This is a genomic window from Streptacidiphilus jiangxiensis, from assembly GCF_900109465.1.
Lineage (GTDB): Bacteria > Actinomycetota > Actinomycetes > Streptomycetales > Streptomycetaceae > Streptacidiphilus > Streptacidiphilus jiangxiensis.
In genome coordinates, this window is sequence record NZ_FOAZ01000056.1 from 1 (window position 1) to 15,370 (window position 15,370).

At 72.3% G+C, this 15,370-nt stretch carries 14 protein-coding genes; 11 read left to right on the forward strand and 3 right to left on the reverse strand.

All coding sequences use genetic code 11. The features are described 5' to 3' along the window. The first annotated feature begins 52 nt into the window (after positions 1 to 52). The 11 genes from BMY61_RS42590 (at position 53) to BMY61_RS42640 (ending at position 12,557) form a co-directional block, all read left to right on the forward strand. A complete protein-coding gene (locus BMY61_RS42590) occupies positions 53 to 259 on the forward strand; it encodes a hypothetical protein (protein ID WP_143094820.1) in 207 nt (68 codons plus the stop codon). A 214-nt stretch (positions 260 to 473) separates the two neighbouring features. Next, on the forward strand, positions 474 to 2,096 hold the full coding sequence (gene istA, locus BMY61_RS42595) for an IS21 family transposase (RefSeq protein WP_042449575.1): 1,623 nt from the start codon (positions 474 to 476) through the stop codon (positions 2,094 to 2,096). Further along, complete coding sequence (istB, locus tag BMY61_RS42600; RefSeq protein ID WP_042449577.1) at positions 2,093 to 2,881, forward strand: IS21-like element helper ATPase IstB; 789 nt, start codon at positions 2,093 to 2,095, stop codon at positions 2,879 to 2,881. The genes istA and istB overlap by 4 nt, the downstream gene beginning before the upstream one ends. A gap of 382 nt (positions 2,882 to 3,263) precedes the next feature. After that, a complete protein-coding gene (locus BMY61_RS42605; protein WP_236656067.1) occupies positions 3,264 to 3,779 on the forward strand; it encodes a cysteine hydrolase family protein in 516 nt (171 codons plus the stop codon). Next, on the forward strand, positions 3,776 to 5,095 hold the full coding sequence (locus BMY61_RS42610) for an MFS transporter (RefSeq protein WP_042449581.1): 1,320 nt from the start codon (positions 3,776 to 3,778) through the stop codon (positions 5,093 to 5,095). Before BMY61_RS42605 ends, BMY61_RS42610 begins: the two co-directional genes overlap by 4 nt. Positions 5,096 to 5,151: 56 nt before the next feature. Further along, positions 5,152 to 5,940: a methyltransferase domain-containing protein gene (locus BMY61_RS42615; RefSeq protein ID WP_143094821.1), complete on the forward strand. Its 789-nt coding sequence runs from the start codon at positions 5,152 to 5,154 to the stop codon at positions 5,938 to 5,940. Between the two features lie 31 nt (positions 5,941 to 5,971). Continuing rightward, positions 5,972 to 6,826: a PP2C family serine/threonine-protein phosphatase gene (locus BMY61_RS42620; RefSeq protein WP_052438821.1), complete on the forward strand. Its 855-nt coding sequence runs from the start codon at positions 5,972 to 5,974 to the stop codon at positions 6,824 to 6,826. A gap of 156 nt (positions 6,827 to 6,982) precedes the next feature. Continuing rightward, positions 6,983 to 8,419: a phosphotransferase gene (locus tag BMY61_RS42625; RefSeq protein WP_042449583.1), complete on the forward strand. Its 1,437-nt coding sequence runs from the start codon at positions 6,983 to 6,985 to the stop codon at positions 8,417 to 8,419. A 55-nt stretch (positions 8,420 to 8,474) separates the two neighbouring features. Further along, positions 8,475 to 10,844 carry a methyltransferase, FxLD system gene (fxlM, locus tag BMY61_RS42630; protein ID WP_082015109.1) on the forward strand — a complete coding sequence of 790 codons (2,370 nt, stop codon included), beginning with the start codon at positions 8,475 to 8,477 and terminating at the stop codon, positions 10,842 to 10,844. Between the two features lie 129 nt (positions 10,845 to 10,973). Continuing rightward, entirely contained in the window at positions 10,974 to 11,729 is a 756-nt protein-coding gene (locus BMY61_RS42635) for a PIG-L deacetylase family protein (protein WP_042449777.1), read from the forward strand. Between the two features lie 102 nt (positions 11,730 to 11,831). Continuing rightward, positions 11,832 to 12,557, forward strand: coding sequence for a phosphotransferase family protein (locus BMY61_RS42640; RefSeq protein ID WP_042449585.1), 726 nt, complete (start codon positions 11,832 to 11,834; stop codon positions 12,555 to 12,557). Between the two features lie 5 nt (positions 12,558 to 12,562). Here BMY61_RS42640 and BMY61_RS42645 read toward each other — a convergent pair whose 3' ends face one another. From BMY61_RS42645 to BMY61_RS46905, 3 genes are all read right to left on the reverse strand, one after another. Beyond that, complete coding sequence (locus BMY61_RS42645; RefSeq protein WP_052438822.1) at positions 12,563 to 13,060, reverse strand: NUDIX hydrolase; 498 nt, start codon at positions 13,058 to 13,060, stop codon at positions 12,563 to 12,565. Continuing rightward, entirely contained in the window at positions 13,057 to 13,917 is an 861-nt protein-coding gene (locus BMY61_RS42650) for a sugar phosphate nucleotidyltransferase (protein WP_042449586.1), read from the reverse strand. The genes BMY61_RS42645 and BMY61_RS42650 overlap by 4 nt, the downstream gene beginning before the upstream one ends. A 156-nt stretch (positions 13,918 to 14,073) precedes the next feature. After that, positions 14,074 to 15,370: glycosyltransferase family protein (locus BMY61_RS46905; protein WP_075004294.1), on the reverse strand; the 1,297-nt coding region annotated here is incomplete at its 5' end.

A 15,370-nucleotide genomic window follows, 5' to 3' on the forward strand; every position in this document is an offset into this window, starting at 1 on the left:
CTGTGGTGTCGGTCCTGATGGCTGCCCAGGCCGTGGGCGCAGCGGGGCGCGTGTGAGCGCCCAACCGGCAGCCGCGGAAATGCCGGCCCAGGTGCACGACTGGGTGATCCCGCGGCGCGAGTACCTGCGGCAGGAGCAGCGGCGGGGACGCCGGCACGCCTACAGTCGGCTGGAGCCGGCCCGCACCGCGCTGGTGGTGGTCGACATGGTGCCGTTCTTCGACGGGCCGTACGTGCGCGGCATCATCCCGTGTCTGTAGCAGGTTTTCTAGGTACCAGTGGAGCAAGGACTTCGGGCACCACGGGTGCAGCAAGAAGTTCCGGACCACTCTGCTGGTGGGTGGGTAACGCGCCCACGAACGAGTGAATCGGGTGGGCCGAACGCGAGTCGGCGTCAGGGTGTCTCCCAAGCGATCTTGCGGCCATGTCGGGGCCGCTCCCTGATCGTGGTCGTGTCGGGAGGCCGGGGTGGCTTTGTCGCGGATTGAGCTGTTCGCAGCTATCCGCCGGGACAGGCGTGTTGATCCACAGGTTTCGCAACGTGCTCTAGCGAAGCGGTACTTGTGCTCACGCCGGACGGTGCGGGCGGCATTGGAGTCGGCGATGCCGGTACCGCGCAAGGCGGGTTGGCGCCGGTCGTCGGTGCTGGACCCGGCCAAGGGCTGGATCGACGAGATGCTGCGTTCGGACCTGTCCGCGCCGCGCAAGCAGCGGCACACCATCGAGCGGGTCTTCCAGCGGCTGGCCCGCGAGTACGGGTTCCGCGAGGCGTCGTACTCGACGGTGCGCAACTACGTGAACGAGCGTCGGCCGCAGATCGTGGCGGAGGAGCGCGAGGGCTTGGGCTTCGCGGAGGGGATGGTGCCGCAGGTCCATCTGCCCGGCGAGGAAGCCGAGGTGGACTTCGCGGACGTGTGGGTGCGGCTAGCCGGGGTGACGGTCAAGTGCCACCTGTTCACGCTGCGGCTGTCCTACTCGGGCAAGGCGGTCCACCGGGTGTTCGCCTCGCAGGCCCAGGAGGCGTTCATGGAGGGCCACGTCCAGGCCTTCCGGGTGCTGGGCGGCGTCCCGACCCGGCATATCCGCTACGACAACTTGAAGCCGGCGGTCAACCGGGTCTGCACCGGCCGCAGCCGGGAGGAGTCCCAGCGGTGGGTCGCCTTCCGATCGCACTACGGGTTCGAGGCGTTCTACTGCCTGCCCGGACGCGACGGCGCCCACGAGAAGGGCGGAGTCGAGCACGAGGGCGGGCGTTTTCGCCGCAACCACCTGGTTCCCGTCCCGGACGTGAGCTCGTTGGAGGAGCTCAACGAGAAGATCGCCGCGATCGACATGGCCGAGGACGAGCGGATCATCCACGGCAACCTGACCTCGATCGGCTTCAAGTTCACCACCGAGCAGGAGTTGCTGGCCCCGCTGCCCGCCGACGACTTCGAGTGCGGGATCACCTTGACCCCGAAGGTCGGCCGAGACAGCCGGATCGGCGTTCGCCAGTGCAACTACTCGGTGCCGGCCAGGTTCATCGGCGGTCGGATCAGGGTGCTGCTGCGGGGCAACGAGCTGCTGGTGTTCGAGGGCCGGCGGGTCGTCGCCCGCCACCCGCGGCTGACCCGGCGCGGGGACTTCCACGACGACCTGGACCACTACCTGGACATTCTGATGACCAAGCCCGGCGCGCTGCCCGGCTCCACCGCACTGGCCACTGCCCGCGCGGAGGGCACCTTCACCGCGGTCCACGAGGCGTTCTGGTCCACCGCGCGGGCCGCCCACGGGGAAGCGGCCGGCACTCGCGAGCTCATCGAGGTCCTGCTGCTGCACCGGCGCATGCCCGCCCAGGCCGTCCACATCGGCATCGAGGCCGCCCTGCGGGCCGGCTCGGTCAGCGCCGCGGTGGTGGCGATCGAGGCCCGCAAGGCCGCCGGCGAGTTCCCCGCCCCGACCGCGACGCCCGACGAGGAACCGGCGCCTTGGGAGGAACCCGACGCACAGGCCCCGCCCATGCTGCGGCTTCTGCAACTGCCTGCCGCACGGCGGCCGATGCCCTCGGTCGCCGCCTACGACCAGCTCCTGACCCGCCGACCGAAAGGCCTCGCATGACCACCGCCACCCGTGTTCCCCGCCCCCGCACCGCCGATTCCGGCGGCACCGACCTCGCCATCGACGAGGCCTGCCGGGCCCTGCACCTGCCCACCATCCGCGCCCGCTACGACGAGATCGCCGCCCGGGCGCTGAAGAACCGCTCCAGCTACAAGGACTTCCTGGCCGACCTGCTGGAGGCCGAAAACGCCGACCGCGAGGAGCGGCGCAAGATGCGACTGGTCCGCGAGGCCAACTTCCCCCGGCCCAAGCGGCTGGAGGACTTCGACTACGACGCCAACCCGAACATCACCCCGGAGCAGGTCGCCACCCTCGCCGAGACCGACTGGGTCGAGGCCGGGCAGCCCCTCTGCCTGATCGGCCACTCCGGCACCGGCAAGTCCCACCTGCTGATCGGCATCGGCACCGCGATCGCCGAGGCCGGCATGAAGGTCCGCTACACGACCACCGCGAACCTGGTGAACGAGCTCGCCGAGGCCGCGGACGAGAAGAAGCTGACCCGAACCATCCAGCGATACGGCCGGGTCGACCTTCTCTGCCTGGACGAGTTCTGCTACCTCGACCTCGACAAGGCCGGCGCGAAACTGCTGTTCCAGGTCTTCACCGAGCGCGAGGAACGCGGCTCGATCGCCATCGCCTCCAACGCGCCGTTCTCCGAGTGGGACCAGACCTTCCGCGACCAGCGGCTCTGCGCGGCGATCACCGACCGGATCACCTTCAAGGCCCACATCATCGAGACCGGCGAGGACTCCTACCGCTTCAACCAGACCCAGGAGAACCGCTAACCCGGCTGACCCGTTCCACCCCCGAGCCGCTGCCGGCCTCCCGACGGGACGCCGGCAGCCGCCGTGGTGGGAGCGCGGCCGGGTTCCCAGTGCCGACCGAGCCCAATGCCCGCTCGGCCAGTCCACCACCGGCACTGGGCGGCCAGCAGCCTGAGACGAGCGGGTCGACAGGCGCCACGCACCTGTCGGGGATACGCGGCACCGGCCTGCCGAGGTCTCCACGCTATCGCCACCGGCCATGACGTGACGTCATGACACCGCACAGACCACCCGATCGTGGTGGTCCCCAAAGAAGTTGCTGAAACGGCGCGAAGCCACCCTCCACGCGCCCCTACCAGGTCACCCCTGGTGCCGGAAGTTCTTGCTCCATTGGTGCCCAAAGTTGTTGCTACAGACAATCCCGCAGATCGAGGTGCTGGCCGGTGCCCTGCGCCGGGCCGGCGGCCTGGTGGCGTGGGTGCTGCCGGGCCCCGGCGAGCCGAGTGCGGCCCGCCGGGAGTTCTACGGCCCTACGGTGGCGGAGATGTTCCGGACCTCCGGCGGCAGCGGCCCGCTCGCCGGGCGCCTGTGGCCGCAGTTCACTGTCGACGAGGACCGCGACCTGCTCGTGGAGAAGGAGGCGGCCAGCGCGTTCTTCCCGGGCCTGAGCCCGCTGCCTGGCCTGCTGGCCGAGCGCGGCATCGACACCGTGCTGGTGTGCGGGGTCGTCACCGACGTGTGCGTGGCCGGCACGGCCCGCGACGCCTTCACCCTGGGCCTGCGGGTGATCGTCGCTGCCGACGGCACTGCCGCGGGCAGCGACGAGGTCCACAACGCCACCCTGCGGACCCTCTACCGCTCCTTCGGTGACGTCCGGCCCACCGCGGAGATCCTCGACCTGATCCGGGACGGCCGGTGACCGCGCCCCCAGCCGGGCCGCGCACCGCAGCTGCGGACAGGCCGGGTGCGCTGTGGCGGCAGCCGGACTTCCGCAACTACGCCCTGGGGCAGGGGATCTCGGTCGCCGGCAGCGGGGTGACGCTGGTGGCTGTGCCGGTCGTCGCCGCGCTGCAGCTGCACGCCTCCACCATGCAGGTCGCCGGTCTGGCGGTGGCCGGCCGCCTGCCCCCGCTGCTGTTCACCCTGCACGCCGGAGTCCTGGCCGACCGCTGGCCCAAGCGGCCGATCGTCATCGGCTGCGAGCTGGCCACCGTGCCACTGGCCTCGCTGGTCGCCGCCCCGTCGCTGGTCCAGCTGTACGCGGTGACGTTCCTGGTCGCCTCCCTCCAGGTCCTGGGCAGCACGGCGTCCACCGCCTTCGTGCCGCAGCTGGTCGAGCAGCACCGGCTGGTGGAGGCCAACGCCCGGCTGGGCACTGGGAACTCGCTGGCGGACACGGCTGGCTCGAACATGGGAGGGCTGCTGGTCGGCGTCCTCGGCGCCGCCCGCGCGGTAGCCGCCGACTCCCTCTCCTACCTGCTCTCCGCCGTGCTGCTGCTGCGCGTCCGGACCCCGGAGCCCGCCCGGACCGAACCCGGGCAGCGCACCGGCATGATCGCCGACATCCGGGCCGGCCTCGCCTACACCCTGCGCACCCCGCTCGTTCGAGCCGCGGTGCTGTCCAACACGGTGAACGCCTCCGCGATGGCCGCCTGCGCGGCGCTGTGGAGCCTGTTCCTGCTGCGCACCCTCGGCTGGCCGCCCGCCGTGCTGGGCCTGGTCATGGGCGCGGGCGGCATCGGCGGAGCGATCGGCGGGATCACCGGCCGCCGCCTGGCAGCCCGCTTCGGCCCGGGCCGCGTCATCATCACCGCCCTGGCCCTGTCACCGCTCTGCCAGCTCCCGCTGCTCCTGGCCCAACCCGGCACTGCCGGCCAGGTGGCCATCGGGGCGGCGATGGTCGTCCAGACCGGCTGCGCGGTGGCCGGCGGCGCGCTGCTGCGCAGCATCCGCCAGCTGATCGCCCCGCCCGAGATGCAGGGCAGGGCCCAGTCCAGCGGCATGTGGCTGGCGTTCGGTCTGCGCCCGCTGGCCGCATTCGCGGCCGGCGTCGCCGGTGCCGCGTTCGGCCTGCGCCCGACCCTGACCGCGATCACCTGCCTGCTGGCCGTCCCGGCGTGGATGCTGTGGCGCTCCCCGATCCGCCACCTCACCTCCCTGCCCGCCCCCGGTGCTCCCGGCGCAGCCCGCCCCGCCCTGGAACCCGCCGCCGAACCCGGCGCCCCCGCGCCCTGACCGGCCGGCGCCGCTGCCCCTACCCGATCGACCCGAACAGACCTGGAGCCAAGGACTTGCCCCTCTTCCCCGGCGCAGCCAGCGCCTATGCCGCCTTCCGGCCCGGCCTGCCCGAGGCCGCCGCGACGCTCCTGACTGACACCGTGCAGGGCACGCCCCGTCCGGTGCTGCTCGATCTGGGCACCGGCACCGGACAGGTCCCCGCCGCCGTCCACCAGGCCTTCGCGCGGATCGACGTCGTCGAGCCCGACCAGGGGATGATCGACGAGGCAACCGCGGTGCTGCGCCCGCTCCTGGGGGACACGCCGCTGGGCGTGCATCACTGCCCGGCCGAGGACTTCACTGCCCCCTACCCCGGCTATCGGGCGAACCTGGTCACGGCCGCCCGGGCGTTCCACTGGATGAGCCAGGCGGAGGTTCTGCGGCTGCTCGACGGGGTCACCGCACCGGACGCGGCCGTCGCGGTCATGGGCGAGGGCAGCCTGTGGACCGCCCGCTCCCCCTGGACCGACGCTCTGCGCGAGCTCATCCAGAGCTACCTCGGCGAAGAGCGCCGCGCCGGCACGCAGGGCACTTACACCCGGCCGCGCCGCCGCTACGAAGAGGTCCTCGCCGACTCGCCGTTCTCCCGCCTCGAGGAGCACGCCCTGCCCGTGTCCCGGCGGTGGACCCCGGAGCAGGTGATCGGCTACCTCGCCAGCACCAGCTTCGCCGCACCCAGTCTGTTCGGCGAACGGCACACCGCCTTCGAGACCGAGGCGCTGAGCCTGCTCGGCCGCTACGCGGCAAACGGGCCCCTGACCGAGGACGCCGTGTTCACCGTCCTGCTCGCCCGCCGCCCCTGACACGACGAACCTCGACTCCCCGGAGGAACCCGTGCACAGCAGCACCATGAAGATCACGACCGCCACCCGGGCCGGCAGCCCGCACGTCGCCTGCGAGGACCGGGTGCGTACCGGGCCGGGCCTGGTCGTCGTCGTCGACGGAGTCACCACGGTCGCCGACGGCGCCGACGTGCTCGGCGGTACCTACGCCGACGTCCTCGCTGGCGAGGTCCTCGCCCTCGCCTCCGACCCGCGCACCGACCTTCGCACCGCCCTGGCGGACGGGATCAGCCGCACCACCCAGGCGCTGCAGCTGCCCCCGCAGACTGTTCCGGGCAGTTCGGCACAGGCGACCGTGACGGTCGGCCGGGTGCGCGGCACCCGGTTCGAGGCCGCTGCCATCGGCGACAGCCCGGTCGCGGCGATCGGCATCGACGGCTCGGTGCGCGTCCTCACCGACAACCGCCTGGCCACCCTGGTCCGTGACCGCCCCGCGCGCCTGGAGCAGTGGGAGCGACTGCGGTCCGGGGCCGGACGGATCGGAGACCAGCGTCACCGGGAGCTGATGCAGGAGATCATGCGAGGGCTGGCCGACGCGGTCAACACGCCCGGAGGCTACTGGATCGCCGGCGCGGACCCCCGGGCCGGGCAGCACGCGGTCATCGCTGACTGGCCACTGGACGAGCTCGCCGACATCCTCGTCGTCACCGACGGGATCTCGGTCGCCGTCGACAAGTACCAGGTCCTGACCTGGCCTCAGATCGCGCGCCTGTGCCGCACCGAGGGCCCCGAGGCCGTCCTCACCCTCGTCGAAGAGGCTGACGCGAGCGATCCGTTCGGCCAGCGGTGGCCGCGGGCCAAGCCCGGAGACGACAAGGGGCTGGGGCACCTTCAGCTGACCGCGTGACGCGCGCGGGCCTCGCCCAGCCCCGCGGACGAGGGCCGGCCGCCCCGCAGGCCCGGCCACCGACTGACCGCTGACCACCTGCCCCCGGGGCGGTGCCCGGCCGACCGGCCGCACCAGCCCGACCGCCTTGACCGCCCTTCCCGAGGAGCCCGCCCCGTGCCAACGGACCCGTCCGCGACCGCACCACCGCGCCACCAGGAGCCCGTCGATGTCCACCTCATCCTGCGCCGGGACGGGCCCGCCGGCCCCGAGGTGCTGCTGTCCCGCCGCGCTGGCCAGGTCTACGCCGCGGGCCTGTGGCACCTGCCGAGCGGGCACCTCGACGGCCCGCACGAAGACGTCGTCACGGCGCTGATCCGCGAAGCGGGCGAGGAGACCGGCGTCGGCATCGACTCGGCCGACGTCCGCCACGCCGTCACCGTTCACCACCGCAGTCCGGCTGGCAGCGCCCGGATCGGGATCTTCTTCGAGGTCCGGCACTGGAGCGGCGAACCCCGCGTCATGGAGCCGGCCGTCTGCGACGCGATGGACTGGTTCCCGCTCGCTGACCTGCCGGCCCCGATGGTGGCCTACTGCCGGGCCGGACTCGACGCCTACGCGGCTGGTCGGCCGTTCGCCGTCCACTTCCAGGAGTCGGGCGACCAGGTCGAGTTCGAGCCCGCCGCGGACCGGCTGCGCCTGCTGTCCTCCGCCGACCCTTCTCCGGATGCGCCGGACCGACGGGTGCGGGAGTTCGCCGAGCAGGCGGTGGGGCGCATCACCGGCTGGACGGACACTTCCTGGGCACGGGAGGGCAGCCGCGTCTGGCGGGCCAGCGGCACCGACGGCGGCCAGTGGTTCGTCAAGATCCACCAGAGCGACCGCTTCCACAGCCGCGAGGTCGAGGCCTACCGAAGCTGGGTGCCCGCCCTGGGCCCGGCCGCGCCCCGCCTGGTTGCCGCCGACCCGGAACTGCGGGCCATCGTCATCACCGCGGTCCCCGGCCGGTCCCTGCACGGCGCCGTCCATCCGCCCGATGAGCAGCAGCGGATCTTCCACCGCATCGGGGAGCTCGCGGCCGCGATCCACCGCAGCCTCCCCGCGCGGCCGAGCGCCGGGGTGCCAGCGGCGGTCGGGAAGCTGGAGCGGCATCTGGCCGCGGCCCGCGCCCACCTCGCCCCTGGCGACGAGGACTTCGTCCGCCAGGTCACGGCGAAGGCCGACCAGCTGCCGGACCTCGGCCGGGTGCCCACCCACGGCGACTTCCAGCTGCGCAACCTCCGCTGGGACCAAGCCACGGGCACCCTGTACGTCATCGACTTCGAGCGCTCCGAACCGGGCCCGGCCGTACGGGACTTCGTCCGCTTCTCCGACGCCTGGTCCGGACGCCCGGACCTCGCCGAGGCGGTGATGGCCGGCTACGGCAGGAAGTTCTCGGCTGCCGAGGAGCAGCACCTCGTCGTCCACCAAGTGCTCGACGCTGTCTCCGGTATCCAGTACGGCATCGGCCACGGCGACCCCGAGCTCGTCGAACGAGGCCGCCGCACCCTGGCCCAGCTGCGCGCCACCCACGGCAGCGGGCTGCCGCCCGAGACGCCCGAGCCGTCCCGCTGAGCGACCGGGCCGACCGGCCCGGCAATCAACCAACACCGAGAACAGGAGCATCACCGTGGGGACCATCCCGCAGGACCAGTGGGAGCAGCACTACGCGGACGGCCTGGGTTTCAGGCCGCTCGGCCGCGCCGAGCGGGAACTGCTGGCCAGGCACGCTCCCGCCCCCGAGAGCGGCGGACGGGCGCTCGACGTCGGCTGCGGCACCGGCGAGCTGGCCGTCCACCTCGCTGGCGCCGGCTACACCGTGGACGCCGTCGACTTCACCGACAGCGCCCTGTCCCGGGCCCGGGAAGAGCACCGTGATGTCGAGGGCGTGCGCTGGCTGCGCCTGGACATTGAGCGCGAGGACCCGACCCCGCTGCGCGAGGACGGCTACGACCTGATCACCGTTCGGTTGGTGTACCCGTTCCTGCACGACCGCCAGCGCGTGCTGCACGGCCTGGGCGAGCGGCTGCGTAAGGGCGGTGCGGTGGTCGTCATCACCCCGCTGTTCGAGCACGCGCCGACCGAGCGGCGCGCGATCGCCCTGGACGACGACGAGATCGCCCTGGTCACCAGCGGCTGGGAGACGGCGGAGCGGTTGGACGCCGACGGGCTGGCCGTCCTGGTCCTTCGCGGCCCCTGCCACACCGACGCCCTGGCGGTGGAGAAGTCGCCGACCACCGGCCACGCCCTGACCGGGGCGCTGGCCGTGGTCACCAACGCTGCGGGGCGGGTGCTGCTCGGCCGCTCCCGGCGCGGCATGCTGGAGCTGCCGGGCGGCAAGACCACCGGTCCCGAGGACTTCGCTGCCGCCGCGGTGCGCGAACTCGGCGAGGAAGCGGGTCTGGTCGCCGCACCGGCCGACGCCTACGTGCTGGCGATGCTCGTCGACGACAGCCACGGCGTTCCGAGGCTCACGGCGGTCGTCCGTATCACCAGCTGGACCGGGGAACTGGCCGTCCGGGAGCCGGCGCTGTTCGACCGCTGGGAATGGCACGACCTCCACGCCTTGGCGTGCGCCGGCGATATCTTCGCCCCGGCCGCGGCGGCGCTCGACGCCGTCTGGCCCGGGATCATCCCCACCCCGCCCGCCGTGACCGCCTACCCCCTCGTGGTCGACCAGCCCCCCGTGCCCGGGGAGCCGGCCCAGGCCGTCCGACTGCGCGAGGCGATGACGCAGACGGTCGTCGACGGCGGCTGGGCCCCCTCCGAGCAGGTCCAGGATGCGCTCCGGAGCGTGCCGCGCCACCGCTTCGCCCCCGAGGCCGACCTGGCGACCGCGTACGACGGCGGCGACCGGGCCGTCACCACCCGGCGCGACGAGACCGGCAGGGCGACCAGTTCGGTCTCCGCCGCCTGGCTCCAGGCCGACATGATCCGCAGCCTGGACCCGGCACCGGGCGCGATCGTGTTCGAGGCCGGCTCGGGGGGCTACAACGCGGAACTCCTCGCCCACGTCACCGGGCCCGAAGGGCGCGTGGTCACCGTGGACATCGACCCGTGGGTGGTGCGCCGCACCCGCCGGTTCACCGCGGAGGCCGGCAGCGGACGGGTCACCGTCGTCGAGGCGGACGCCGCCCTCGGCGCACCCGCCCACCTTGTGCCGCGCGGCGGCTTCGACGCCAGCGTGATCACCTACAACTGCTGGGACATCGCCCCGGCCTGGCGGGAGCAGCTGGCCGAAGGCGGCCGCCTGGTGCTGCCGCTCGAGATCGGCGGCTACACCCGGGCCATCACCTTTGAGCGCCGAGGCCAGGTCCTCCACGCCCGAGGCTTCACCTACTGCGGTTTCGTCCGCGCCCAGGGACAGCAGGCCCGCTCCATCCCCACCGCTGGCCTCCTCCAGGGCGAGCTGACCCTGCGCTTCGAGCACGGCACCGCACTGCCCACACAAGGGCTGGAAGAGGCGCTGCGCGGGCCGCGGCACGAAACCGAAACCGGCGTGACCATGGGGGCTGGCACCTTCTTCGGCTCCCTCCAGCTGTACGTCGCCACCACGCTGACCGGCTTCTGCCGACTGGCCGCCCACCGAGACCCGGCCACCGGTGTCACCGAAATCGCCAAAGGCCAGGACGTGCCCGCGATCCTCGGCAACGCCTCCCTGGCCTACCTGACCTACGTCCAGACCCGGGACGGCGACCGCCCTGAGGACAAAGAGTGGGAGTGGGTCGTCCACGCCTTCGGCGAGCAGGGACCGCACCTCGCCGAGCAGCTGGTGGCAACCGTGCAGAGCTGGGACCGCACCGTGCGCGCCGACGACAACAGCAAGCACACCGACCCGGTCCTCACCGCCTACCCGGCCGGCACCCCCGACGACCTCCTGCCCGAAGGCCACGTGCTGGACAAGAAGCGCTGCCGGCTGGTGATCCAGTGGCCCGACCGCACCGGGCCCACCCTTCCGCTGGCAACCAGGGACGAGCTGGTCGAGCAGAACGCCGGCTGATCTACGGCGGCACCTCACCCCGCTGGTCGCCGAGCATGCCGGCGCGCACCGCTGCGACCCCACCGCTGCCGGACTCTCCTCCGGGTCCGGCAGCACCACCCGATGCACCTGGAGACCGTCATGCCCCACATGCCGAGCCTGCTCGCTGTAGCTGCCCACCCGGACGACGAAGCGCTCACTTTCGGCGGCGTCCTCGCCCAGCACGCCGAATCGGGAGCGCGCACCGCGGTAGTCACCGCGACCTGGGCCCCCGGCACCCACCGCGCCGAAGAGCTGGCCGACGCCGTCGGGATCCTCGGAGCGGGAGAACCGCGGCTCCTCGGGTACGCCGACCACCGCGTCCCGGACTCCTCGACCGGGCCACGGCTGTGCGACGTCCCAATGGACCGCGTGGTGGAGGACATCGTGCAGCACATCCGGTCGTTCCAGCCCGAGGTCGTGGTCACCCACGACGCCTATGGCGGCCTCACCGGGCACCCGGACCACCGGCAGGCCCACCGCGCGGTCGTACTCGCCGTCACCGCCGCAGGCCTCGAACACCTCTACCCACAGGCCGGCGCCCCCTGGCAGCCCGCAGCCCTGTACACGGCGACCCACCCCCACTCGGCCGTCGCGGACCTGGGCCCGCTGCTCACCCGGGTGAACAAGTCCGTGCTCAGCGTGCCCGACGAGCTGGTCGACGTGGCAGTCGACGTAAGCCCGTGGCTGGATACCAAAATGGCGGCGATCCTCGCCCACCGCAGCCAGGTCGAGCGAGAGAGGCCACTGCCCGGAATCCTCGCCCGGCTGCCAGAGCCGGAAAGGGACCGGATCATCGGCACCGAGTATTTCACGCGCCTCCACGCCAAGCCCGTGCCCAGCAGCGCAGCCGCTCTCACCGCCTGACCACTACCGACCGACCGTTACAGCCACAAATGGAATGTGACAGCATGACGAAATATGACGACTGCGAGTCGACTGCCGATCCAGGCACGGGGAGCGTCTGCGGTGACTGATCCGATCCCGCTGGCCGGTGGCCGACTGACTGTCGGAGTCGTCCGGGTCGGCAACTCCGTGCGCAGACCCCTCAATGATTCCTCGGAATTCGTCCAGGCTCTTCTTGATCTGTTCGAGCGGCGGGGATTCAGTGGTGCGCCGAGATATCTTGGCCAGGCAGACGGAATAGATATCCTGAGTTACCTGCCGGGCGACGTTCCAGCACGGTTCCAGGTGTGGGAGGACCGCCAGGTGGCAGCTGCGGGCGAACTCCTTCGTGCCATGCACGAAGCGTCACGCGGTAGCGGTCTAGCGGGGAGATTCCCGGTTGTATGTCATCACGATCCTGGTCCGAATAACGCCGTCTTTCGAGACGGCCTGCCGGTCGCATGGATTGATTTCGACATGGCGGCCCCCGGCTCACCCATGGAAGACATCGGCTACGCGGCGTGGTCGTGGTGCATTTCGTCGAAGCGGCCGACCTCGGTGGATCGACAAGCGGAGCAGGTGAAGATCCTTGTCGATTCTTACGGACTTGAGGGTCCGGAGCGCGCCGTCGTAGTCGACTCCATTCTCGAGCGCCAGGCGCGTAATGCCCGATTCTGGGCCGCAATCCTGGCCGGACCGGGAGTGAGGCAGACCAGCCCCGAAGCCATTGCCTCGCGCATCGAGTGGAGTCGACGCGAGTTCGCCTTCACTTACAGCAGTCGCACGTCCTTCGAGGACGCACTCGCATAATCGGCTCAGCGCCAGGCGTAGGTTCCGTCGTGCATCGGGGGGAGTTCGGCAACGTCGATCGGCACGCCGTTGAAGCCGGCGAGCGCCGTGCCGATGTCCGGGTAGAGGTGGAGGGCGGCTGCCTGGCTGGTGGGGAGCCACACGACCTGGGTGTCATCCTCGGCGTCCTGTTCGGTGGCGGAGATCAGGTCGCGGACGTGGTCGGGCGCCTGGAGAACGTGGATGAGGTGCCGGCGCTGGAACAGGCCTCCCGCCCTGGTGGTGGCCTGGTGCTGCTCCCAGCACAGCACCGGCGCCACGCCCAGCGTGGTGACGTCGAGGTCCAGCTCCTCCTTGAGCTCGCGCGCGAGCGCAGCCGGAACCTCCTCGTCGGTGTCAAGCAGGCCACCGGGGACTGAGTACTGGTCGCCGTCCGCCCGGCTGCGGCGAATCAGGCAGACCTCGCCGCGGTTGACGATGGCGACGCACGTGCGAACGGGAATCGCGGGGGTCTCGGTGCTCACGCCGACACTCCGGGAACGGCCAGGCCCTGGGCGCGAGCGGCGGCCGCGGCGGCGGTGAGCAGGCCGGCCGGGCTTCCGCAGTCGTGGTACTCGCCGGTGACGGGGTGGATGAGCAGGTCGTGGTCGCGGGCGTACGCGGCGACGGCGTCGGTGGCCTGGTACTCGCCGGTCGCGGCCGGGTGCAGCTTCTCGAAGTAGCGGACCGCCTCGGCCGGCAGCAGTGCGCGGCTGATGTTGATGTAGGCGGTGGGCAGCTCGTAGACGGGGGGTTTCTCCACCAGGGCGGCTAGGAGCTGGTTCCCGGCCGGGCTGGTCTTGGGGTGGAGGATGCCGTAGCGGTGCGCGGCGGTGCCGGGGACGGTGGCGGCGGCGATCGCCCCGGGGGTGCCGGCGGCTGTGCGGGCGGCGGCGAGGTCTGCGAGGTCGAAGCCGTCGTCGGCGCGCAGCAGCAGGTCGTCGCCGGAGACGAGGAGGAAGTCGTGGTCGCCGATGAAGTCGGCGGCGAGGATGGCCGGGACGGCGGTGCCGTAGCGGTCGCCCGGTCCGCGGGGCTGCTCGATGAAGGTGAAGTCGGCCTGGCGGTGGAGGTGGGCGACGGGGCCGTACTTGTCCTGCCAGCCTCTGGCCGCGCAGTAGTCCTCGAGCTCCGGGTCGTGGCTGAGGTAGTGGCGGATCTGGCGGCCGGCTTCGCCGGGGGCGGTGACGATGGCGATCTCGCGTGCTCCGGCGGCGACGCAGTCGGCAATGGCGTAGGCGAGGACGGGCCGGTCCAGGACCGGGAGCATCGCCTTGGTGATGGTCTTGCCGATGGGGAAGAACCTGGTGCCCATGCCGGCGGCGGCGATGACGGCCCTCACGCACTGAACCCTTCGTCGGGGGTTGCTCGGTAGGCGTGCCAGTCTACGCACCTGCTGGGGGGATTGCCCGAATTCGCTGGTGGCGGGTGTCGCGGTCAACTGGCAGGGCCGCCAGCGCGGTTGGCGCTGGCGGCCCTTGGCGGGGACGGTTGCGGGTCAGCGGGGAGGGGGGATGATCGTCACGTCGGTGGGGGCCGGGCGGGCGGCGGCCTGGGCGAGGGAGCCGGCCGACTGGATGCGGTCGAGGACCGGGGTGGGGCGGGTGGCGGGGTCGGGCCCGTGGCGCAGGGCCTGGTCGCGGACGGTGGCCAGCATCTGGTCGTAGTCGCGGGCGGCCCCGTGCTGGCCGTCGACCCAGCGGTGCAGGGCGGCAACGCCGATCTCGGCGAGGGTGTGGCCGGTGCGCTGGACGAGGGCGAGGAGCTCGGTGTCGAAGGACATGCCGTGGTCGGCGACGTCCGCCAGGACGCGGGCGAGGGCCGTGGTGGTGAAGGCCTTGAAGCCGGCCTGGGGGTCGGTGACGGTGAGCTGGAGGAGTTCGGCGACGGCCTGCTGGTAGAGCCGGGTGACGGGGGTGGGGCCGGCGGGCGGGTAGTAGCCGTGGGAGTCCGGCAGTCGGCGGGAGCCGACGGCTGCGCCGACGCCGGGGTGGGCGAGCGCGGCGAGGTGCAGGCCGATCTGGTCGAGCGGGTAGGTCAGGTCGAAGTCGGTGTAGGCGAGGGTGGTGTGCCCGGCCTCGCGCAGCTGGCCCAGGCCCCACAGCACGGCCCCGCCCTTGGCGCTGGCGGTGTCGGGCCGGGTGGTGATGGTGACGCGGACCTGTGGGTGTGCGGCAATGGTCTGCTGTGCTGCGCGGGCGGTGGCGCCGTCCGGGTCTTCGTCGACCAGGAGGAGGTGGGCGCGGGCGTCGGGGCGGGCGGCCAGCAGCCAGGCCAGTTGCGCGACCTTCACGGTCAGGGGGTCTCGGCCGGCCGGGACGGTGTCGAGGCGGTGGGCCTCCGCGCGGGCCGGCACGACGATGCCCAGGTCGGGGCTGGTAGCGAGGGCGAGCAGCTGGTGCTTGGAGCGGGCGGCCTTGAGCGCGGCGATCAGGCCGTGGATCTGCAGGTGGCCGGGGAGCTTGTCGCGCCGGTTCTTGGCGAGTTTCCGGATGAAGGAGATCAGCAGTGCGTCGCCGAAGTGGGTGAGTGGGCTGGCTCCGAGGTGGCCGGTGAGGTGGTCGGCGACGGTGTGCAGCAGCGCGCGGCCGTTGGGGTCGGCGGCCCAGCACTGGTCGGGGGTGGGTACACCGCTGGTGGTGTCGAGGGTGCGGACGTGGTCGGCGAGCAGGTCGTAGCCGGCGACCAGGCCGCGCTGGGAGGGGTCCCAGGTGGAGCCCTCGGGCGTGGTGGCCGCGTTCTCCCAGGCCCACTGCCAGCGGGTGTCCTCGGCCTGGGCGGTGCGGGCGGCGGCG

What these genes read in the sequence shown, in the direction of transcription:
- istB (WP_042449577.1), top strand. Translation starts at nt 2,093, where the DNA reads ATGACCACCGCCACCCGTGTTCCCCGCCCCCGCACCGCCGATTCCGGC.
- BMY61_RS42635 (WP_042449777.1), top strand. Translation starts at nt 10,974, where the DNA reads ATGCCGAGCCTGCTCGCTGTAGCTGCCCACCCGGACGACGAAGCGCTC.